This is a genomic window from Amycolatopsis vancoresmycina (assembly GCF_000716785.1).
In the GTDB taxonomy this organism is placed as follows: Bacteria; Actinomycetota; Actinomycetes; order Mycobacteriales; family Pseudonocardiaceae; genus Amycolatopsis; species Amycolatopsis vancoresmycina.
Window position 1 is genome coordinate 383,650 of the sequence record NZ_JNYY01000008.1, and the last position, 20,606, is coordinate 404,255.

A 20,606-nucleotide genomic window follows, 5' to 3' on the forward strand; every position below is an offset into this window, starting at 1 on the left:
TGGTCCATGAGTACCCCATACGAACGCCCGCGAGTCCCGGACAAGGTCGGTGTCGACGGTCTGGAGGCCAAGTGGGTACCTGTGTGGGAATCCACCGGCGCCTACCGCTTCGACCGGACCAAGACCCGGGACGAGATCTACTCGATCGACACCCCGCCGCCGACGGTCAGCGGGTCGCTGCACATCGGGCACGTGTTCTCCTACACCCACACCGACGTCCTGGCCCGCTTCAAGCGGATGCGCGGGCTCGAGGTGTTCTACCCGATGGGGTGGGACGACAACGGCCTGCCGACCGAACGCCGGGTGCAGAACCACTTCGGCGTCCGCTGCGACCCCTCCCTGCCCTACGACGCGGACTTCCGCGCCCCGGAGAAGCCGGGCAAGGACGTGGTCTCGATCTCGCGGCGCAACTTCGTCGAGCTGTGCGAATCGCTGACCGAAACCGACGAGAAGGTCTTCGAAGAGCTGTGGCGGCGGCTCGGGCTGTCGGTCGACTGGACGATGACCTACCAGACGATCGGGCACGATTCGCGGCTGATTTCGCAACGCGCGTTCCTGCGCAACCTCGAGCGCGGCGAGGCGTACCAGGCCGAAGCGCCGACGCTCTGGGACGTCACCTTCCGCACCGCCGTCGCCCAGGCCGAACTGGAGGACCGCGAACGCCCGGGTGCCTTCCACGACCTGGCGTTCACCGGGCCGGACGGCGAAGACGTGGTGATCGCGACGACCCGGCCGGAGCTGCTGCCCGCGTGTGTCGCCCTGGTCGCGCACCCGGATGACGAGCGGTTCCAGGCGCTGTTCGGGAAGACCGTGCGGACGCCGGTGTTCGGCGTCGAGGTGCCCGTGGTGGCGCACCACCTGGCGGATCCGGAGAAGGGCCGCGGCATCGCAATGGTGTGCACCTTCGGCGACACCACCGACGTCACGTGGTGGCGCGAGCTGCGGCTCGCCACGCGGGTGGTGCTGGGCCGCGACGGGCGGTTCCTGCCCGACGCGCCGCACGGCGTGCCCGCGGCGGCGTACGCGCCGCTGGTGGGCAAGACCGTCCACACCGGACGCGAGATCGTCGTCCGCCTGCTGCGCGAAGCCGGTGCCCTGCGCGGCGAGCCGCGGCCGATCACGCACACGGTGAAGTTCTACGAAAAGGGCGACAAGCCACTGGAAATCGTCGCCAGCCGGCAGTGGTACCTCCGCAACGGCGGCACCGACCCGGCGTTCCGGGAAAAGATGCTCGCCCGCGGTGACGAGCTCACCTGGGTGCCGAAGCACATGAAGGTGCGCTACTCGTCGTGGGTCGAGAACCTCGCCGGCGACTGGCTGGTGAGCCGGCAGCGGTTCTTCGGCGTGCCGATCCCGCTGTGGTACCGGCTCGACGACCAGGGCGAGCCCGAGTACGACACCCCGCTGCTGCCCGACGCCCTGCCGGTCGACCCGAGCAGCGACGTCCCGCCCGGGTTCACCGAAGACCAGCGCGGCGTGCCCGGCGGGTTCGCGGCCGATCCGGACGTGATGGACACCTGGGCGACGTCGTCGCTGACGCCGCAGATCGTCGGCCGGTGGAGCCTCGACGACGACCTCTTCGCCCGCGTCTTCCCGATGGACCTGCGGCCGCAAGCGCACGAGATCATCCGCACCTGGCTGTTCTCGACGGCGGTGCGCGCGGAGCTGGAGCACGGCGTGCTGCCGTGGCGGGCGGCGTCGATCGCGGGCTGGGTGCTCGACCCCGACCGCAAGAAGATGTCGAAGTCCAAGGGCAACGTGACGACCCCGGTGGACATGCTGGAGCGCTTCGGCTCGGACGCGGTGCGGTACTGGGCGGCGAGCGCGCGGCCCGGCGTCGACACCGCGGTGGACGAGGGCCAGATGAAGGTCGGCCGCCGGCTGGCGACGAAGCTGCTCAACGCGAGCCGGTTCGTGCTCGGCCTCGGCGTGCCGATGCCGGGCGCGGCCGCCGCCGAGCCGCTGGACCGGGCGCTGCTGGCGTCGCTGGCCGTCGTCGTCGAGCAGGCGACGGCGGCCCTGGAGGACCTCGACTACGCGCGGGCCCTGCAGGTCACCGAGACGTTCTTCTGGACGTTCTGCGACGACTACGTGGAGCTGGTGAAGGGCCGGGCCTACGGCGACCAGGGCGCCGACGCGGCCGAGTCCGCGCGGGCGGCACTCGTGACGGCGTTGTCGGCGTTGCTGCGGCTGTTCGCGCCCTTCCTGCCGTTCGCGACCGAAGAGGTCTGGTCGTGGTGGCAGGAGGGATCGGTGCACCGGGCGGCGTGGCCCGTCCCGGAGACCGGCGACGGCGAGCGGGAACTGCTGCCGCTGGCGAGCCAGGTGATCGCGGCGGTGCGGCGGGCGAAGACGGACGCGAAGGTGTCGATGCGCTCGGCGGTGGAGGCGCTGACGGTGACCGGTCCACCCGAGCTGCTGGCGCGGTTCGCGCGGATCGAGCCGGACATCCGCAGTGCGGGGGCCATTGTGGACGTCACGACCGGCGAAGGCGATTTCTCGGTCGAAGCAAAGGTCGGCGAGCCGTCCTAGTATCGCCGGGAAAACAATCGGGAAGAAATTCATTCACGGCCTCAAAACAATCTTGGCCGTGAATGTATCAGCGCCGGTCCGCCGGGCGTCTCTACCTTCGATCGTCGCGCGACGATCGATCGGAGGTGCAGCATGGCCACAGTGGACGAGCTCGTCGCCATCAAGGAGCGAGTCGAACAGGAACTGCTCGGCCGGCCCGGCGTGACCGGCGTCGACGTCGGCTACAAGGAGGTCGGCGGGCAGCGGACCGACCAGGTCGCCATCCGGGTGCACGTCGCCCGGAAAACCGACGACATCCCGCACGAGGAACGCATTCCGGAACAGATCGAAGGCGCCGTCACCGACGTCGTCGAGCGCCGGTACGAACTGCACGTCGCCAGCGTGGAACTCGACGTTTCCGCGCAGGCGGACACCACGCACTACGGCACCCTCCAGGGCGGCGTCAGCATGGGCCCGAGCCGCGTCATCGGCAACCACATCTTCGCCGGCACGCTGGGCGCGATCGTCATCGACAACGCGACCCGGGCTCACGCCGCGCTGACCAACTTCCACGTCGCGGCGGTCGATTCCGGCTGGCACGCCGGGGACCGGATGGTGCAGCCGAGCCGGATCGACACCGGTGTCGTGCCCGGCGACGAGTTCGGCGCCATCCTGCGGGCCACGCTGTCCGGCAACGTCGACGGGGCCGTGATCTCCATCGACGCGGGCAAGGCCACCTCGTGCTCGGTCGCCGAAATCGGCGACGTCCGGGGCAGCAAGGCCGCCACCCTGGGCATGGCGGTCCGCAAGCGCGGCCGCACCACCGGCCTGTCCTACGGCACCGTCGACGGGATCGCCGCCACCGTCAGCGTCGACTACGGCGACGGGCTCGGCGTGCACACGCTGACCAACCAGGTCAGCATCGCCGCCGACACCGCGCACAACGCGATCTTCTCCGACCACGGCGACTCCGGCTCGGTGATCGTCGACTCCGGCGGGTACGTCGTCGGCCTGCTCTTCGCGGGCGCCGGCGCCAGCACGGTCGCCAACCCGATCAGCGCGGTGCTGTCCGAACTGGACGTCTCCCTCTGCATCGGCAAGTCGATCATCAAGGACATCAAGGACGGCCGGAAGGACTTCATCAAGGAGAAGGAATTCCGCAAGGAGCTGCGCAAGGAGCTCCAGAAGGAACTGGTGCTCGACAAGCGGCTCAAGGACGTCCGGGACATCTTCAAGGACCGGGAGCACGGCCCCGGCCCGGGCCCCGACCCCGGCCCGCTCGGCCCCGGCGGCGGCCTCGAAGAGCGGCTGCGCGCGGTCGAGGAGCAGCTGAGCAGGCTCGGCGGGTTCGTCGGCCCGGAACTGCGTCCCGACCTGGTCACGCCGCTCACCGGCCAGGAGCCGCTGACCGACGCCGAAACCGGGCAGCTGCGGGCGGAGCTGGAGCAGCAGGTCGCCGAGGCCGTCGCCGCGAAGACGGAATTCGACACGCCGCCGGCGTGACGACCAGGAGGCGCCACGGTGCTGCTCGTCCTCTGTTCGCTCGACGACACCGACAGCCAGTGGTTCGCCCGCCGGGCCACCCGGGCCGGCCGGGCGTGCGTCACGGTGACGGCCGAACACCTGTCGTTCGCCCGCCGGCACGACCACCGGATCGGCCCGGCGGGCGACGTCCGCACCACCATCGAGCTCGCGGACGGCGTCGTGCTCGACGGCGCGGCGCTGACCGGGGTGCTGAACCGCGTCCGCGAGCCGCCCGCGCTCGCCTGGTCGCGGGCCGAGCCCGCCGAGCGTGACTACGCCTCGGCCGAGCTGTTCGCCTACACCCTCAGCTGGCTCGCCGGCCTGGGCTGCCCGGTACGCAACACGCCGACCCCGCAGTGCCTGGCCGGTCCGGCCCCGGACCCGGTGCTCGCGTGGGCGGCCGCGCACACCGCCGGCCTGCGCTGCGCCCCGCTCCGGCTGGGCACCGGCACGCCGTGGCCGCCGGGGGACGCCGCGCTCGCCGGCGCCCGGGCCGCCGCGGCGGGACCGGTCCGGCCGCGGCAGGTGCTCTGCCTCGACCAGGAGGTGCTCGACCGGGACGTGCCGCCCGCCACGGCGACCGGCGTGCGCCGGCTGACGAAGCTGCTCGGCGCCGAAACGGCGTTGCTCGGCCTCGACTTCCTGGTCGGCGGCGAGGACTGGTGGTTCGCCGGCCTCACCGCGGTGCCCGCCCTCCGGCCCGGCGGCGACCTGCTGGTCAACCGGCTGCTCCACGCCCTGGAGACACCATGACGGTGCTGCTGTGGGGGCTCCCCGACGAGCCCCCGGTCCACCTGGTCGCCGCCGAGCTGCGGGCCAGGGACGCCGACGTCGTCCTCGTCGACTCCCGCGCTGCGGCCCGCGACACGATCGACCTCCGGCTGGACCCGGGGGCCGACGCCGGCGGCGTGCTGCGCACCCGCGACCGGACGGTCGAGCTCGCCGGGGTCACCGGGGTGTACGCGCGGCCGGTCGAGCCCGAGCTCTTCCCCGGCCTCGAACCGGCGGACCTCGACCACGCCCGGCGCTTCTGCGACGCGCTGACCGCATTCACCGAGCTGACCGGGAGCTCGGGGCAGTGCCGGGTCGCCAACCGCCTCCTCGCGATGGGCTCCAACGTCTCCAAGCCCTACCAGGCGCAGCTGATCACCCGGCACGGCTTCGGCACGCCGTCGACCCTGGTGTCCAGCGACCCGGCGGAGGTGCTCGCGTTCGCGGGGGACCACGGCCCGCTCGTGTACAAGTCGATCAGCGGCGTCCGCTCGATCGTCACCGCGTTCGACCCCGCCGCCGACGCCGAGCGGCTGGCCCGGCTGCGCTGGTGCCCGGTCCAGTTCCAGGAGCACCTCGACGGCCCCGACGTCCGCGTGCACGTCGTCGGCGGCCGGGTGTTCGCGACCGAGATCACCACGACGGCCGTCGACTACCGCTACGCGAGCCGGGCCGGGGCGACGGCCACGCTGCGCGCCCACGACCTCGACCCGGACGTCGCGGACCGGTGCGTCCGGCTGGCCGCGGCGCTCCAGCTGCCGTTCGCCGGGATCGACCTGAAGCTGGTCCCGGACGGCCGGGTCGTCTGCTTCGAGGTGAACCCGTCCCCCGGGTTCACCTACTTCGAGCACGGGACGGGGCAGCCGATCGCCGCCGCGCTGGCGGCGTGGCTCACCGGATCATGACCCGGCGGCGGCCCACCAGGCTTCGTCGAGCTCGCCGCGCGCCACGATCTCCGCCGGGCCCGACAGCGTCGACGCGCCGCGGGACACCGTCACCTCGACCCGGCCCCCGGGGACGTCCACCGTGGACGCCCCGGTGTCCGTGCCGGCCAGGTGGAAGGCCGCCGCCACCGCGGCGACCGTGCCGGTGCCGCACGCCCGCGTCTCCCCCACCCCGCGTTCGTGCACGCGCATCCGCAGCGCGCCCTCGCCGAGGCGGTTGACGAACTCGAGGTTCACCCCGTGCGGGAAGACGTCGTGGTCGAAGTCCGGCTGGTCGCGCAGGTCGAGGTCCGCGACGTCGTCGTCGAGCAGGGACACCAGGTGCGGGTTGCCGACGTCGACCGCCACGCCGGAGAACGGGCGGCCCGCCACCACCGTGACCGAGGTGCCGGTGATCGTGGCCGGTCCCATGTGGACGGTCACCGAGCGGTCCGGGTGCACCACCACCGGGCGGTCGCCCGCCCGGGTGCCGACGACGAACTCGCCCTCGGCGGCCAGGCCGGCGTCGACCAGGTACCGGGCGAACACGCGCACGCCGTTGCCGCACATCTCCGCGATCGACCCGTCGGCGTTGCGGTAGTCCATGAACCACTCGCCCGCGGACGGCTCGTCGAGCGCGGCGGCGCGCACGACGCGCAGCACGCCGTCGGCCCCGAGGCCGCGGCGGCGGTCGCACAGCGCGGCGACCCTCGCCTCGGTCAGCTCGAGGCGGCCCGCCGGATCGGGGAGCAGCACGAAATCGTTCTGCGTGCCGTGCCCCTTGAGGAACTCGATTCCGCCCATGGGGGCAAGATTACCGGCCCAGGGTATCCAGGACGCGCGCGGCCAGCACGGGATCGGCGCCGTCGAACCAGTGGATCCGCTGGTCGCGCCGGAACCAGGACCGTTGCCGCCGGACGAAGCGGCGCGTCGCCTGCGCGGTCGCCGCGGCGGCCGCTTCGAAGTCCCCTTCGCCGTCCAGTTCGGCGAGCACCTGCTGGTAGCCGAGCGCCCGCGCCGCCGTCTTCCCCTCGCGCAGGCCGCGCTGCTCCAGCTCGCGGACTTCGTCGACGAGCCCGGCGGCGAACATCCGCCGGACGCGCTCGTCGACGCGCTCGTCGAGCTCCGCCGGCTCGCGGTCGACCCCGATCAGGACCGTGCCGTAGCGGGCGGCCCCCGGGGTGGGCAGGTTCGCCGAGAACGGCTCGCCGGTGATCTCGATGACCTCGAGGGCGCGCACGATCCGCCGGGTGTTGGTGGGCAGGATCGCCGCCGCGGCCACCGGATCGCGGTCACCCAGGCGGGTGTACAACGCGGCCGTGCCGAGCTCCGCCGCCTCCGCGTCCAGCCGGGCCCGCACCGCCGGGTCGGTACCCGGGAACCGCAGGTCGTCGAGCACGGCCTGGACGTACAGGCCGGACCCGCCGGCCAGCACCGGCACCCGGCCGGCGGCCAGCAGCCGCTCGATCTCGGCCCGCGCGTCGCGCTGGTAGACGGCGACGGACGCGGTCTCGGTCACGTCCAGCACGTCGAGCAGGTGGTGCGGGACGCCGCGGCGCTCGGCCTCGGTGGCCTTGGCGGTGCCGATGTCCATGCCCCGGTAGAGCTGCATCGCGTCGGCGTTGACGACTTCGCCGCCGAGCTCGCGGGCCAGGTCCACGGCCAGCGCGGTCTTGCCGGTGGCCGTCGGGCCGACCACCGCGACGGCGGCGACGGGGCTGTTCACGGCGGCTGACGATACCTGCGGGCCGACACGGAGCGTCCACCGGAAGTAGGATCACGAGCTTCGGGTGGCTCATCCAGTACCACGGTGCGCGCTGAGCTGCTTGAATGCCGCGTGGGGGCCGTAGCATCCGAGCACGGCCCGTGACGACCGCATTACCCGGCCCCGCTCCGGCGGGGCGCCCGCGCGAGCGGGCGTACAGGCGATAAGGAGCCTGCGATGGCCCAGGAGAACACTTCCACCGGTACCCCGGCCCCGCACCCGGTGCCGCACGCGCTGCACCCCGGGCACGCCGCCCCGCCCGTGCCGCCCGCCGAACCCACCCCCGCGATCTGGGGCCGGATCGACGACGAAGGCACCGTCTACGTCCTCACCGCCGAGGGAGAGCGCGCCGTCGGCGTCTGGCAGGCCGGCAGCCCCGACGAGGGCCTGGTGCACTACGCCCGCCGCTTCGACGACGTGCGCACCGAGGTCGAGCTGCTGGAGACCCGCCTGGTCTCCGGGGCGGGCGACCCGAAGCACGCCCTGTCGAGCGCCACCCAGATCCGCGACGGGCTGGCCGAGGCGGCCCTGGTCGGCGACCTGGCCGCCCTCGCCGCGCGGCTGGAGTACGTCATCGCGCACGCCGAGAAGGCCCTGGCCAGCGCGAAGGCGGAGCGCGAAGAGGCGCGCGCGGCGGCGGTCGCCCGCAAGCAGGCGCTGGCCGAGGAGGCGGAGAAGATCGCCGCCGACTCCACCCAGTGGAAGGCGGCCGGCGACCGGCTGCGCACGATCCTGGACGAGTGGAAGACGGTCAAGGGCGTCGACCGCAAGACCGACGACGAGCTGTGGAAGCGGTTCTCCAAGGCCCGCGAGGCGTTCAACCGCCGCCGCGGGTCGCACTTCGCCGAGCTGGACAAGCAGCGCGCGTCGGCCAAGCAGCGCAAGGAAGAGCTGATCGCCGAGGCCGAGGCCATCAGCGAGTCCGAGGACTGGGGCGAGACGGCGGGTCGCTACAAGGACCTGATGACCGAGTGGAAGGCGGCCGGACGCGCGCCGAAGGACAGCGACGAGGCGCTGTGGCAGCGGTTCCGCGCGGCGCAGGACAAGTTCTTCGCCCGCCGCTCGGCGGTGTTCTCCGAGCGCGACGCGGAGTTCGGCGCGAACGCGGCGCGCAAAGAAGAGCTGCTGGTCGAGGCGGAGAAGATCGACGCGGCGGCCAACCTGGACGCGGCGAAGAGCGCCCTGCGGCGCATCCAGGAGCAGTGGGACGAGATCGGCAAGGTCCCCCGCGAGCGCATCCGCGAGCTGGACGGCCGGCTGAAGGCGGTCCAGGACGCGGTCAAGTCGGCGGAGGACTCCCGCTGGCGCCGGACCGACCCGGAGGCCCAGGCGCGCGCGGCGCAGTTCCGGGAGCGCGTGGAGCAGTTCGAGTCGCAGGCCGCGAAGGCGCGTGCGGCGGGCGACGAGCGTCGCGCCAAGAAGGCGGACGAGCAGGCCGCGCAGTGGCGCGAGTGGCTGCAGGCCGCCGAAGCCGCGGTCGCCGACCGCTGAGCACCCTGCCGCCGTTGTCGTGAGTGGTAAGACGAGTTAGAACGCGCCTTACCACTCACGACCGGCCGGGTGGGTTTCTCGTCACCCGAAGCGGGGTTGGGCGCGCCCCGACCGGGGGTTTCCGCGCGCCTCGTGCTGGTCCCGGTGCTCCACTCTGCTCATGATCAGGACACCGCGCAGGATCCTCACCGCTCTGGCCGTCACCGTCGCCGTCGCCGGGCTCGCCCCGGCGCTCGCCGCCCCGGCCGGGGCCGCTCCCCTCACCTCGGCCGTCGAAGCCGGGAAGGGCAAGGTGAAGGTCGAGGGCAAGCTCGCCAAGAACCACGTCAAGGTCAACGAGAAGGTCGACCTCAAGGGCGACCTCCAGGTGCTCGAAGCGCCCCGCTCCGAGGCGAGCGTCGAGACCGTCATCGTGCAGCAGCTGCAGGCCGGCGCCTGGGTGAACATCGCCGACACGACCTGCCGGCCGAACGGCGGGTTCTCGCTGAGCCTCAGCTTCAGCCTGAGCGCCACCGTCTCGCTGCGGCTCTTCCACCCCGAGACCACGCTCTACGCCGCCGCCTACTCGGCGAGCACCCTCACCCTGCGCGTCGGCTGACCCCGGTCCCCACCGGTCCTCAGGACCGCGAGAACGCCGTACGCATCCACTGCACCGCCAGGCAGATCATCGCGATCCAGGCGATGATCAGGCCGATCCCGGGGCCGCCGCCCGCGGAGCCGGGGGCGTGGGACGACTGCTGCGACCAGATCGCCAGCAGCCCGTCCACCGAGGCGAACCAGCCGCCCGCCGCGCAGACCCAGGCCAGCCACCAGCGCCGCGTCACCAGGGCCAGCGCCGAGGCCAGGATGCCGACGCCGGTCGACGTCGCCGCGAACAGCTGCGGGATGCCGCCGCCTTCGCCGGCCAGGACCCGCCAGCCCGCGTGGTCGCCGACCCACGGCAGGATCTGGCAGATCAGCAGCACGAAGGTGAACACCGCGATGGTGAACCCGCGGCGGCCCAGCTCCACCGTCCGGGAGGCGCGTGCGCCCGCTTCGTCGATCTCGGCGGCCAGCTCGGCCAGCTCGCCGTTGCCCCGCGGCTCGGTCACAGCGCACACCCACTCACCGGTTCGGGCCGGGCGGCCGGAGCACCGAAGCCCGGCAGGCCCAGCGTCACACCGCTCGTCTTCGGCCGCAGCCCGGCCTCCGCGTTGTCGCCGGCGCGGGTGCGCCGGTGGGACAGCAGGTCGCCGTCGGCCACCAGGTGGTGCGGCGCGCCGTAGGTGACGACCGTCTCGACGACGTCACCCGGGCGGACCGCGCGGTCCACGTGCGCGCCGGCCGGCGTGAAGTGGACCAGGCGCCCGTCGCGGGCGCGGCCGCTCATCCGGTGCGTCTCGGCGTCCTTGCGGCCCTCGCCCTCGGCGACGAGCAGCTCGACGCGGCGTCCGACGATCTTCTTGTTCTCGTCCCAGGAGATCGCGTTCTGCAGCTCGACCAGGCGTTCGTACCGCTCCTGCACGACTTCCTTCGGCAGCTGGCCGTCCATCGTCGCGGCCGGCGTGCCGGGGCGCTTCGAGTACTGGAAGGTGAACGCGCTGGAGAACCGGGCCTGCTCGACGACGTCGAGGGTGGCCTGGAAGTCCTCCTCGGTTTCGCCGGGGAAGCCGACGATGATGTCGGTGGTGATCGCGGCGTCCGGCATGACCGCGCGGACCTCGTCGAGGATCTTCAGGAAGCGCGCCGAGCGGTAGGACCGCTTCATCGCGCGCAGCACCCGGTCGGACCCGGACTGCAGCGGCATGTGCAGCTGGTGGCACACGTTCGGCGTCGCGGCCATGGCGTCGATGACGTCGGAGGTGAAGGCGGCCGGGTGCGGCGAGGTGAACCGGACGCGCTCGAGGCCGTCGATCGTGCCGCAGGCGCGCAGCAGCTTGCCGAACGCCAGCCGGTCGCCGAACTCGACGCCGTAGGAGTTCACGTTCTGCCCGAGCAGCGTGACTTCGAGCACGCCCTCGGCGACGAGCGCCTCGACCTCGGCGAGGATCTCGCCGGGCCGCCGGTCGCGCTCCTTGCCCCGCAGGGCGGGGACGATGCAGAAGGTGCAGGTGTTGTTGCACCCGACGGAGACGGACACCCAGCTCGCGTAGGACGACTCCCGGCGCGCGGGCAGCGTGGAGGGGAAGGTTTCGAGCGACTCGAGGATTTCGACCTCGGCCTCGGCGTTGTGCCGGGCGCGCTCCAGCAGCGTGGGCAGCGACCCGATGTTGTGCGTCCCGAAGACGACGTCGACCCACGGCGCCCGCTTGACGATCTCCCCACGGTCCTTCTGCGCGAGACACCCGCCGACGGCGATCTGCAGGTCCGGGTTCGCGACCTTGTCGGGACGCAGGTGCCCAAGGGTGCCGTACAGCTTGTTGTCGGCGTTCTCCCGCACGGCGCAGGTGTTGAACACGATGAGGTCGGGCTTGCTCCCGGCGCGCACCGGGACGTACCCGGCGTCCTCGAGCTGCCCGGCGAGCCGCTCGGAGTCGTGCACGTTCATCTGGCAGCCGAAGGTGCGGATCTGGTACGCCCTGGGTGCCTGGTTCTCGGTCATCGCTCCTCAGGGTAACCCTCGCCTGCGCAGGTCAGGCTCCCGACCACCGCACGAGGCTCAGGCGCCGGCGACGGGCAGGCCCCGGCCGGCCTTGGAAACGTTCCAGATCCGCCGGAGCTCTTCCACCCGGATGCGGCGGGACGCGCGCACGGTCCGGCCGTCCTTCAACGTCACCCGCAGCTCCAGCTGCGACTTCCGGTCGCCGTCGACCATGTTCCAGCCGGCGCAGATGTGCTCGAGTTCCGCCGTGTCGAGGTACCAGTTCTCGCTGTCACCGGACTTGAGCAGACAGGGCAGGGCCGGCCAGCTCGCCGTCGCGGGCGGGAAGTGGGTGTCGGACCGGGACCGGCCCGCGACGAACACCGCGGACACGTAGAGGTCCGACCGGCCCACGTTCTGCACGGTCACGCCCAGCACGGGAGTCGAAGGGCCACGCCCGGCGAGGCGCGAAAGCCGGTCGAGCGGATCGTCGCGGCGCTTGACCGACTGGAGGATCAGCTCGGCTCCGGCCCCTCGCCAGCCGACGGACGTCAGGATCCGGATCTTCCGGCCCGAGAGCGAGAAGCTGAGCACCTGCCAGCAGAAGGACAGCACCGACACGACCAGGGCCAGGATCGCGATGCACAGGGTGGCGACCTGCATGATGGGTTTCCTCCCGCCGGATCCGCCGGTCAGAAGTTGATATTGCCGTGGACGTCGCGCATCTGGATCACCCGGCCGCTGACATTCCCGGTGATGGTGTTCGACACGGTCCCGGGCTGCGCGTCCATGGCCGACGGCCGGCCGATGGCCATTTCCTGGAGGCGTTTCAGGATCTGCGCCAGTTCGGCGCCGAAGGCGGGTTCGGATTCCACGGCTTCGCCGATGGCCAGCGTGACCCTGGCTTTCGTTCGCGGCCGGAGTTCCATCGTTTCCGCGACCTCGTCACGCATTCGCACGAGGGCACTTTCGCGACCGATCCTGGACCCGACGAGATCCGACAGCTGCTGAAGAGCGGCGTCGACCGCACCATCGGATTCGGCCGCCGAACCGCCGAAGCCGGGGCGCGACTCCCGGATGATCCGGGTCACCAGGAATCCGACCACGACTTCCACGTCAACCACGTCGTCACCGACCTCGGCACCGAAGGAACGGACAACCGGTAGTCGCCGAGGCCGGGTGGTCCGTTACGACGACAGGACATCCGGAATGCCATGTCCGGGAAAGTCACTGCACGGCGGTGGCCGCCCACGCCGCCAGTTCCGCCCGCACCGCCGCCAGCTGGGCCGGCGTCGGCGCCGCGGCCGGTTCCGCGACCAGCGCGAAATGCAACCCCGGTGTCGCCGCCAGCTGCAGCCGGTCCCCCGCCCGCGTCACGGATGCCACGTCCGTCACCACCGTCGGGTTCATCCCCGCCGGGACGTGCAGTTCCGTCGGCGCACCCAGAGCCGTCCCCTGCCACACCAACACTCCGTAGCGTCCCGGGCCGACCAACGCCGAGGTGGCCGGCAAGGTGGACGGCACGGCGTTCCACGTCAGCGTCCGGGTGCCGTCGCGGGAGCGGTCCTCGTACGTGAACGCCAGCGTGTGGCCCGCCACCGCCGCCGGATACAGGCGGTCCAGGAGGCGGGCGTCCTGGCGCAGCTGGACGCTTCCGTCGTCCGCCGTGCGGGCCGACGAGAAGTCTTCGCCGTTCCACGCGTCGCCGTCCGTTTTCACCTTGTCCGGGTTGTCGTTCATCAGCTCGTGGTGGCGGCCGCTGTAGATGTCCCACTGCCACTGCGTCGCCGACAGCACCGGGCCCGACTGCGCCGGGCGGCGCCACCAGTCCGCGCCGGGCACCCGTGAATCCAGGGCCTGGTACATCGCCTTGTCCACGGTCGGGGTCTTGTCCGAGGTGTAGCCCGTCATCGGGTGGCCGAACTCGGTGACGATCGCCGTCGTGCCCAGTGCCGCCGCGCGGTCGCGGACCGTCGCGAAGTCCGCGCTGTACTGGCCGTCGCCCGCCTTGCCCGGCATGAACACGCCGGACTGGGCGAGCTGGTCGTAGAAGTGCGTGTTGAACACGTACCGCGGCCCCATGACGCCGGTGTCCTGGAAACCGCCGGGGTGCAGCTGGAAGGAGATGTTGGCGTTCCAGAACATGTTCGGCTCGACGAAGGCCGGCTTGTCCTGCCAGCCGGCCGCATCCATCGCGTCGCGGAACCGCTCGAAGAACGGCCACAGCACGTTCTGCTCCCACGCCTTGCTGTCCTGACCGGAGTCGTAGCGCCCGGCGAACGGCTCGTTGTACGGGTCCATCCCGGCGATGCCGGCGAACTGGGCGGCACTCAGGTTCGTCCGCAGGTAGGTCATCGTCTGCACGGCCTGGCCGACGAACTCGTCCTGGACGCCGCGGGCGTTGTGCCAGAAGTCCTTCGTGGCGTCCTGGACCGCGCCGTTCTGGGTGATGTTCTGCCCCCAGTGGGCGCAGATGCCGCAGCTCTCCGCCGGATAGCCGCCGAGGTCCACGACCCACTTCGGCGCGCCGTCGCCGGTGTACCAGCTGCCGCGGTTGAACAGGTAGCGGGAGAACAGGTCCTGGTGGAAGTCGGGCAGGACCGTGAAGCCCGCGTCCAGGAACGCCTTCAGCTGTTCGGTCAGCGCGGCCAGGTACGGCGTGTTCACCGGCCCGCGGACCGGCTGCGTCCCGGCCCACGCGATCGGGAACCGCACGGCGTTCGCGCCGGTGAGCGCCCGCATCGACTGCGCGGAGCGGCGTGCGTCAGCCGCGTTCGCGAACGGCAGGAAACCGTTTTCCGCCAGCTTCGTCTCCCCCGACACGTTGAACCCGCGCAACACCACTTCGCGGCCGTACTCGTCGACGAAGGCCGAGCCGCGCACGGTGAGCCGGTGCTGCGGGACATCCTCGGCGGCAGCGGAGGCGACGACGCCGGAGGTCATCGCCACGGCGGTGAGCAAAGCCACGAGCGTGCGCATGATGGCGGCCCCAAACATGAAGGAGTTTCGCAAAAGTTAGCGACCCGGTCCCGGGCCGTCAAGGGCCGGACGGCGCAGATCAGGCCGCCTTCCGCAGCCACTGCTGGTTCGCCACCGCGGTGCACGGGTACTGCTTGACGGCCGCGCCGTCGGCCGTCGACCCGGAAACGACGTCCAGGCACTTGCCGCTGTGCCGGGCCACCCACCGGACGTACCCACCGCCGACGGCCTGCGCCTGCCACTGCTGGTTAGTGCCGCCGTTGCACGCCCACTGTGCCACCGCAGCGCCGTCCGCCGTCGAGGCGTCCGCGACGTCGAGACACTTGCCGCTGTGGCGGGCGATCAGGGTGGCGTAGCCGTTGCCGAGGTCGAGCACGCTCCAGTGCTGGTTCCAGCCGTTGTTGCACGAGTACTGCGTCAGCTGCACGCCGTCGCCGCGCGAAGAACCCGGGATGTCCGCGCACTTGCCGCTGTGCCGCGCCACCAGCGTTTCGTACGCGCTGCCGGTGCCCGAACCGGTCACCACGCCGGTCGCCGGGTCGATGGTCACCTGGGGGTACCAGCTCAGCGAAACCGTGGTGGCGCTGGGGAACGACAGCGGCAGCCACACGTACCGGGACTCGACGACCGGCCGGTTCCACGCGCCCGCCCAGCGATCGCCCATGAACAGGTACGAGGTCGCCGAGCTTCCCTGCAGGGGCAGCACGTACGCCGCCTGGCTGCCGTACCCCGTCGAGTCCCCGAGGTTCGCCAGCCCGCTCCACGTCCCGGCGACACTGGTGGCCGTGGCGTACTTCTGCTGGTTCGGCTGCCAGCCGGTGGCGGCCGAGGTGACCATGAAGTAGACGCCGTTCCGCTTGAACATCGCCGGCGCCTCGCGGTAGGAGCCGGGCCACAGCGTCTGCACCAGCGCCCCGATGCCGGTGTAGTCGGCGGTGAGCCGGTACACGTTGAGATCGGCGTTCTCCCGGGCCGCGGAGGCCATGTACGCAGTGCCGTCGTCGTCCTGGAACAACGTCAGGTCACGCGACATGTGGACGCCGAGTGGGCGGAAGCTGCCGCGGTAGGTGTAGTTCCCGTCCACTGTGGACGAAGTGGCCACGGCCGCGCGCGCTTCGGCGTAGTCGTCGCCGTTCTCCTTGTGCATCCACATCACGTACTGGCCGGTCGAGCTGTTGTAGATCACCTTCGGCCGTTCGATCTTGGCCCGGCCCAGCTCGGCCGCCGACGACTGCGTCAGGACGTCGTTGCGGTGTTCCCACGTCTTCAGGTCGGCCGAGCGGTAGACCGAGACCGCCTTGAAGGTGTCGTCGGCGTTGCGGTTCTCGCCGAACCAGTAGTAGTACGCGCCCACCTTGAGCACCCCGCCACCGTGGGCGTGCACGAGGGCGCCGGAGGTGTCGGTGAACTGGCTCCCGTTGGTCACCGTCACCGGCGCGGCGGACGCCGCGGGCGCCCCGAGCAGACCGGCCGCGAGCACGAGCAGGGACAGCACCACGCCACGTCGTCGTAGCACGATGGCTCCTTCCGCACGCTTGTTAGCGCTAACAGAACCACCGGAAGTCTAGGCGCCGCGGACCACGCACCGTCAAGGGCCGAAGGTCGGGCGGCCCGGGCGGACGGCCGATTGACCGCGACCGGGCGGGCCGATATGTTAGCGCTCACTTCGCGCTCGGCGGCCGCGCTCCGGGGCCGCACCCCGCCTTCCCCGCGCCCGTCGGCACCCCGTTGGAGAGCCGGTATGCCCGTTCGACTCTCGGCGACGACGCCGTCGTCGCACCTCGCCCGGCGGCACCGGCCGCTGACCGCGATCGTCACCGCCCTCGCCAGGGCGAGGGCGCGCCTCGTCAAGTAAACGGCGTTCGGGTGGGTGAATTGAGCCGGTCGGCCGAACCGGATCCCCGTTCCCGCCGTATCCCCGCAGACGAGGAGCCGACGACACGGAGGGACGACGACGTGGCGCGCGAAGGAACACTCATCGGTGAGCGGTACCGCCTGCTCGGGCCCGCGGGACACGGCACGGCGGCCGGCGTCTGGCGGGCCCGGGACGAACGGCTCGACCGGCTGGTCGCGCTCCGGCCGCTGTTCGACGAGCCGGCGATTCCCTCGCCCCGCACCCCGGTCTGCGACGTCGTCGACGAGGACAGCACGACCTACCTGGTGCTCGAATACCCGGCCTCACGCACCCTCGCCGAGCTGCTCGAGGAGTACGGCGTGCTGCCGCCCGAGCTCGTCGCCCGGCTCGGCGCCCGGCTGGCGTCGGTGCTGGCGGCGGCGCACGACGACGGCGTGCTGCACCCCGCCGTCGACCCGGATCGCGTGCTGATCGCCCCCGACGGCCACGCCCAGCTCGCGGCGCACACCCCGACGTCAGGCGGCGAGGCGTACCTCGCCCCCGAAGTGGCCGACGGCGGGTTCCCCGACTTCCCGGCCGAGGTGTTCTCCCTCGGTGCCACCCTGTACGCCGCGCTCGAAGGACATCCCCCGGGCGCTTCGGCGTTCGCCCGCAGCGGGAGCACCGGCAGCCCGGTCACCGAGGCCGTGCTGCGGCTGCTCCACCCCGACCCGGCGGCCCGGCCCACCATGGCCGCGGCCGAACACCTGCTCCGCAGCGTGGCGCCCCGCCGTCCGGTGGCGCGGCCGGACGACGGGGCGGGCGACTACCGCTGCGTGTAGACGAAGCCGAGCTTGTCGACCTCGTCGCCGGCCCGCCCGTGGAAGCCGGCGATCTGCCAGCCGGCCGGGGCCGTCCGGGTCACGCAGTCCGGCGTCGTCGCACCGCCGGCGAGCGCGCGCCCGAGGTTGGTGGCGAACCGGGCCGAGAAGATCCGCGTGGTGTTGTTGTACTTGCCCTGGCACAGGGTCGCCGTCGTGACGTACTCGCCGCTGCCGAGCGTGAGTGACGCCGCCGTTCCGCCGGTGCCGCCGTGGGTCAGCGCGGTGCCGTCCTCCAGGGTCACCCCGACCTGGTCGACGCGGGACCCGCTGCGCAGCGAGAACGTCCGCACCCGGGCGGCGGCGGGCACGGCGGCGACGTCGGTGAAGTAGTCGCCGTGCGGGCCGCCGAACTGCTCGGACAGCTGCAGCGCCGGGTTGCGGGTCCAGCTGAAGCGCACGGTGATCGGGTCGTGGTCGGACAGCATCTTGCCCGCGCTGTCGAGGAACTTGGCGTGCTCGTTGTTGTAGAGCGTCGCGTCGAGCGACACGAGCTTGCTGCCGCGGTAGAGGACCTTGTCGACGACCTCGCAGTCGTTGGTGACCGCCTGCTCGTCGCACACCAGCGCCGGGCTGCCCGGAGCCGGCGCGACGCCGCCGCGCACGAGCTTCACCCACGCGTCGGTCAGGCCGTTGTCCGCGGCGAACCCGGCGATCGTGTCGGCGGCGCGGGTGTAGCGCGTGTTGGTGTCGCCCATGACGACGACGGCGTTGCCCGCCGAGTGCGCTTTGATGAAGGCGGTCAGCTGCGCCAGGTTCGACGCGCGCGAAGCCTCGTCGCCGTCGTTCGTCCCGGCGTTGGTGTGGGCGTTGTAGAAGTCGACGTACACGCCTTCGGCCAGCCGCACCCGCATGAAGGTGAAGCCCTTCGGGGTCAGGCAGTCCCCGGAGTCGAGCTGGCAGGACGTCCAGCGGACGCGCTCGAAGTCGTCGGCGTCGTAGGGCAGCGACGACAGCGTGTTCAGCCCGCTGCCGATCCCGGCGCCGCCGCTGGTCGGCGTGCGGTACGGGTGCTGGTCGGCGGCGTAGAGCTTGGCGTGGTAGTTGAAGTCCTCCTCGACGTGCACGACGTCGTACGGGCCGAGCCGCTGCCCGATCGCCGTCGTCGCGGGGTCACGCGGGGTCGGCGCGCTCGAAATCCCTTCGGGCAGGCCGGCGACGTTGTAGCTCAGCACCGAAAAGCTGCCGCCGTCGGCGGCGTGCGCGGCCGTGGGGCTGACCACTGTGGACACCGCCGCGGCGAGCAGCAGTGCGGCCAGGCGTTTCTTCACGAGAACTCCCGCTGGATTCGGACGGACAGACCGGTGGGCGTGTACCGCGGAACCACCCGGTGGCCCGGGCGGTCGACCTGGATGGCGGCGAACCGGCCGCGCAGCCGCCGCGCGCACAGCACCTCGACCTCGTGGGCCGGGCCGGAGCCGGGCACCCGGACCTCGAGGACGCTGCCGCGCTCGATCGTGGCCTCGCCGCGGACGAGGAGCGGGGAACCGGCGGCGACGGACAGCGTGCCCCCGGTCTGGTGGTAGCCGGTCACGCGGAGGCCGGACACGCGCAGCTCGCCACCGGCCAGTGCGACGTCGCCGCAGCCGAGCGCGTCCGGCGCCGCCGCGACCAGCGTGCCCGCCTCGACGCGGGTGCCTCCGCGGTAGCTGTTCGCGCCGGTGAGCGTCAGGGTCCCGGTGCCCGCCTTGACGAGCCCGCCGTCGCCGCCGATGTCGTTGCGCCAGCTGTCGGCCGCGCTGAACCCGCCGCGCGTCGCGTCCATCACCACCCGCACGCCGGTGTCGAACGCGCCGAAGCCGTCCGCCGCGGCGAAGAGGTTCAGCCGTCCCCACAGCTCCGGGCCGTCGAGCAGCGGGTTCCCGGCCGGGAACGCCGTCGTGCGCAGGACTTCCCGCCGCTGCGCCGCGTCCAGGTACGGCAGGCGCGTCTCGAGCAGCACCTCGGCGCCCTTCGGGACGCGCATCGCGGTGTGCGCGGCCCGGCCCGGCAGGCCGTAGGTGGCCCGGTGGGCGACCAGCGCGGCGTTGGCCCGGCGGTCGCCGTATTCGTCGGCGCCGGTGTGCGCCCGGGCGAACAGCGTGCCGGGGGTCGTGCCGGTCTGCGCGGTGAAGTACTGCAGCGCCTGCTCGCGCGCGCCCGCCTTGAGCGCGGCGTTCTCCGGGTCGGCGAGCGTGGCGGCGGCGAGGGCGGTGGCCATGACGCGGCCGCCGATGACGTCCACCGGCGAGTGCATCCCGGCGACGATCCGCGTGTCGGACAGGTCGTAGGCCCGCGCCACCAGTTCCTGGAACCGCTCCGGGACCGCGTAGGCCAGCGCGAGGCAGGCGAGGTGGAAGGCGTTGGTGTGCCCGCTGGGGAAGCCCGCGTCGTCGACCGGGCTGGTGCTGCGCTGCCGCAGCAGCTGCGGGGCGACGACCACGTCCGATCGGTACACCGGGTAGCCGAGCGCGTCGGTCCGGCCGGTGTCCTCGACCCGGCTGTCGGCGGTCAGCCGCCACGGCCGCGGGTACTGGTAGGCGTACTTGCTCGGGTTGCCCGAGGCGAAGGTGCCCCGGACGGTGTCCACGAGCTGCGCCACCAGGCCGAGCGCGGAGTCGTGCGAACCGGCACCGAGCGCCGCCCCCGCCGGCGCGTCCACCGGGACGGCGTCGTCGACCTTCGCCGGCGGCGTGCCATCGGGGGCGGCGGTGATGCTGGTGACGGCGAGGGCACCGCGGCGGTAGAGGTCGGCGAGCGGGCCCAGGCCCCCGATGGCGGCGTAGGACTGGTGCTGGCGGTCGAAGACGAACGCGCGCTTGGCTTCGGCGGCGGTCCGGGCGCGGGTGACGGCGACGCAGTGCCGGACGTTCGCGCGCAGCACCACGGCGTCGAGCACGACCCCACTGTCCCAAGTGGACCCGGTGCGCCACAGCCGCTGCATCCCGGTCAGGATCCGCACGACCGCGTTGGTTTCCGGGGTCCGGTTGGCCGGGAGGTTGGTGCGGTAGGCGTCGACGAACGCCGGTTCCGCCGCCCAGGCGGGCACGCCCAGCACGGTCGGCACGGCGGCAACGGCGGGGACGAGCGCGGACCAGCGCAGGAAGGTCCGCCGGTCCAAGGGCACAGGGGTCAACTCGGTCTCCTGAGGAGGCGCAACGGCCGGAAAAGCGCGCGGGGGAATTCGCTGCGGGAATGATCAGTGCCCGCCCGGACGGGGTCAAGGAGCGTCCGGAGTAATTCGCCGGGCAGTAACCTGATCTTTCGCGGGGGTATCGTGAATTCGACGAATTCACCCACCGGAAACGGGAAAACCCCGAACCGGGCGACGATCAGGGGTTCCTCGTGACCGCAGCCTGCCCGGACGGCGCGGAGTCTGGCACGATCG

At 72.3% G+C, this 20,606-nt stretch carries 17 protein-coding genes; 7 read left to right on the forward strand and 10 right to left on the reverse strand.

The genetic code is table 11. The features are described 5' to 3' along the window. Positions 1-6 precede the first annotated feature (6 nt). The 4 genes from valS (at position 7) to OO60_RS21605 (ending at position 5,711) form a co-directional block, all read left to right on the forward strand. Positions 7-2,532: a valine--tRNA ligase gene (gene valS, locus OO60_RS21590; protein WP_033261947.1), complete on the forward strand. Its 2,526-nt coding sequence runs from the start codon at positions 7-9 to the stop codon at positions 2,530-2,532. Between the two features lie 132 nt (positions 2,533-2,664). Beyond that, positions 2,665-4,014 carry a chymotrypsin family serine protease gene (locus tag OO60_RS21595; RefSeq protein ID WP_156081314.1) on the forward strand — a complete coding sequence of 450 codons (1,350 nt, stop codon included), beginning with the start codon at positions 2,665-2,667 and terminating at the stop codon, positions 4,012-4,014. Between the two features lie 18 nt (positions 4,015-4,032). Then, positions 4,033-4,788 (forward strand): hypothetical protein, encoded by a 756-nt coding sequence (locus tag OO60_RS21600; RefSeq protein WP_033261948.1) that lies wholly within the window; start codon positions 4,033-4,035, stop codon positions 4,786-4,788. Then, positions 4,785-5,711 (forward strand): ATP-grasp domain-containing protein, encoded by a 927-nt coding sequence (locus tag OO60_RS21605; RefSeq protein WP_003054388.1) that lies wholly within the window; start codon positions 4,785-4,787, stop codon positions 5,709-5,711. Before OO60_RS21600 ends, OO60_RS21605 begins: the two co-directional genes overlap by 4 nt. Here OO60_RS21605 and dapF read toward each other — a convergent pair. Both dapF and miaA read right to left on the reverse strand, forming a co-directional pair. Next, positions 5,706-6,533, reverse strand: coding sequence for a diaminopimelate epimerase (gene dapF / locus OO60_RS21610; RefSeq protein WP_003054391.1), 828 nt, complete (start codon positions 6,531-6,533; stop codon positions 5,706-5,708). The two genes, OO60_RS21605 and dapF, sit on opposite strands and share 6 nt — an antisense overlap. A 10-nt stretch (positions 6,534-6,543) precedes the next feature. Continuing rightward, positions 6,544-7,455, reverse strand: coding sequence for a tRNA (adenosine(37)-N6)-dimethylallyltransferase MiaA (gene miaA, locus OO60_RS21615; protein ID WP_003054393.1), 912 nt, complete (start codon positions 7,453-7,455; stop codon positions 6,544-6,546). A gap of 216 nt (positions 7,456-7,671) precedes the next feature. Between miaA and OO60_RS21620 the strand changes: the two genes are divergently transcribed. Both OO60_RS21620 and OO60_RS21625 read left to right on the forward strand, forming a co-directional pair. Continuing rightward, positions 7,672-8,985 carry a DUF349 domain-containing protein gene (locus OO60_RS21620; protein WP_003054397.1) on the forward strand — a complete coding sequence of 438 codons (1,314 nt, stop codon included), beginning with the start codon at positions 7,672-7,674 and terminating at the stop codon, positions 8,983-8,985. Between the two features lie 160 nt (positions 8,986-9,145). Beyond that, complete coding sequence (locus tag OO60_RS21625; RefSeq protein WP_003054400.1) at positions 9,146-9,583, forward strand: hypothetical protein; 438 nt, start codon at positions 9,146-9,148, stop codon at positions 9,581-9,583. 19 nt (positions 9,584-9,602) lie between these two features. Here OO60_RS21625 and OO60_RS21630 read toward each other — a convergent pair whose 3' ends face one another. The 6 genes from OO60_RS21630 to OO60_RS21655 all read right to left on the reverse strand — a co-directional run bounded on the left by OO60_RS21630 (position 9,603) and on the right by OO60_RS21655 (position 16,040). Continuing rightward, entirely contained in the window at positions 9,603-10,076 is a 474-nt protein-coding gene (locus OO60_RS21630; RefSeq protein WP_003054403.1) for an Rv2732c family membrane protein, read from the reverse strand. Beyond that, the gene (gene miaB / locus OO60_RS21635) at positions 10,073-11,566 is read right to left on the reverse strand and encodes a tRNA (N6-isopentenyl adenosine(37)-C2)-methylthiotransferase MiaB (protein WP_003054405.1); all 1,494 of its coding nucleotides are present in this window, start codon (positions 11,564-11,566) and stop codon (positions 10,073-10,075) included. Before miaB ends, OO60_RS21630 begins: the two co-directional genes overlap by 4 nt. Before the next feature lie 57 nt (positions 11,567-11,623). Further along, on the reverse strand, positions 11,624-12,208 hold the full coding sequence (locus OO60_RS21640) for a hypothetical protein (protein WP_003054407.1): 585 nt from the start codon (positions 12,206-12,208) through the stop codon (positions 11,624-11,626). A gap of 29 nt (positions 12,209-12,237) precedes the next feature. Beyond that, positions 12,238-12,660 carry a hypothetical protein gene (locus OO60_RS21645; RefSeq protein ID WP_003054410.1) on the reverse strand — a complete coding sequence of 141 codons (423 nt, stop codon included), beginning with the start codon at positions 12,658-12,660 and terminating at the stop codon, positions 12,238-12,240. A 112-nt stretch (positions 12,661-12,772) separates the two neighbouring features. After that, positions 12,773-14,524 (reverse strand): cellulase family glycosylhydrolase, encoded by a 1,752-nt coding sequence (locus tag OO60_RS21650; protein ID WP_003054411.1) that lies wholly within the window; start codon positions 14,522-14,524, stop codon positions 12,773-12,775. A gap of 79 nt (positions 14,525-14,603) precedes the next feature. Further along, positions 14,604-16,040: an RICIN domain-containing protein gene (locus OO60_RS21655; RefSeq protein ID WP_240490553.1), complete on the reverse strand. Its 1,437-nt coding sequence runs from the start codon at positions 16,038-16,040 to the stop codon at positions 14,604-14,606. Between the two features lie 440 nt (positions 16,041-16,480). Between OO60_RS21655 and OO60_RS21660 the strand changes: the two genes are divergently transcribed. Then, positions 16,481-17,200, forward strand: coding sequence for a protein kinase domain-containing protein (locus OO60_RS21660; RefSeq protein ID WP_003054416.1), 720 nt, complete (start codon positions 16,481-16,483; stop codon positions 17,198-17,200). Here OO60_RS21660 and OO60_RS21665 read toward each other — a convergent pair. After that, a complete protein-coding gene (locus tag OO60_RS21665) occupies positions 17,185-18,510 on the reverse strand; it encodes a jacalin-like lectin (protein ID WP_003054422.1) in 1,326 nt (441 codons plus the stop codon). The genes OO60_RS21660 and OO60_RS21665 overlap by 16 nt on opposite strands. Then, positions 18,507-20,345: a phosphatase PAP2 family protein gene (locus tag OO60_RS21670; protein WP_276204559.1), complete on the reverse strand. Its 1,839-nt coding sequence runs from the start codon at positions 20,343-20,345 to the stop codon at positions 18,507-18,509. The genes OO60_RS21665 and OO60_RS21670 overlap by 4 nt, the downstream gene beginning before the upstream one ends. Between the last annotated feature and the right edge of the window lie 261 nt (positions 20,346-20,606).

Coding starts and splice junctions, on each gene's coding strand:
- valS (WP_033261947.1), top strand. CDS start 7: ATGAGTACCCCATACGAACGCCCGCGAGTCCCGGACAAGGTCGGTGTC.
- OO60_RS21595 (WP_156081314.1), top strand. CDS start 2,665: ATGGCCACAGTGGACGAGCTCGTCGCCATCAAGGAGCGAGTCGAACAG.
- OO60_RS21605 (WP_003054388.1), top strand. CDS start 4,785: ATGACGGTGCTGCTGTGGGGGCTCCCCGACGAGCCCCCGGTCCACCTG.
- dapF (WP_003054391.1), bottom strand. CDS start 6,533: ATGGGCGGAATCGAGTTCCTCAAGGGGCACGGCACGCAGAACGATTTC.
- OO60_RS21620 (WP_003054397.1), top strand. CDS start 7,672: ATGGCCCAGGAGAACACTTCCACCGGTACCCCGGCCCCGCACCCGGTG.
- OO60_RS21625 (WP_003054400.1), top strand. CDS start 9,146: ATGATCAGGACACCGCGCAGGATCCTCACCGCTCTGGCCGTCACCGTC.
- miaB (WP_003054405.1), bottom strand. CDS start 11,566: ATGACCGAGAACCAGGCACCCAGGGCGTACCAGATCCGCACCTTCGGC.
- OO60_RS21640 (WP_003054407.1), bottom strand. CDS start 12,208: ATGCAGGTCGCCACCCTGTGCATCGCGATCCTGGCCCTGGTCGTGTCG.
- OO60_RS21650 (WP_003054411.1), bottom strand. CDS start 14,524: ATGCGCACGCTCGTGGCTTTGCTCACCGCCGTGGCGATGACCTCCGGC.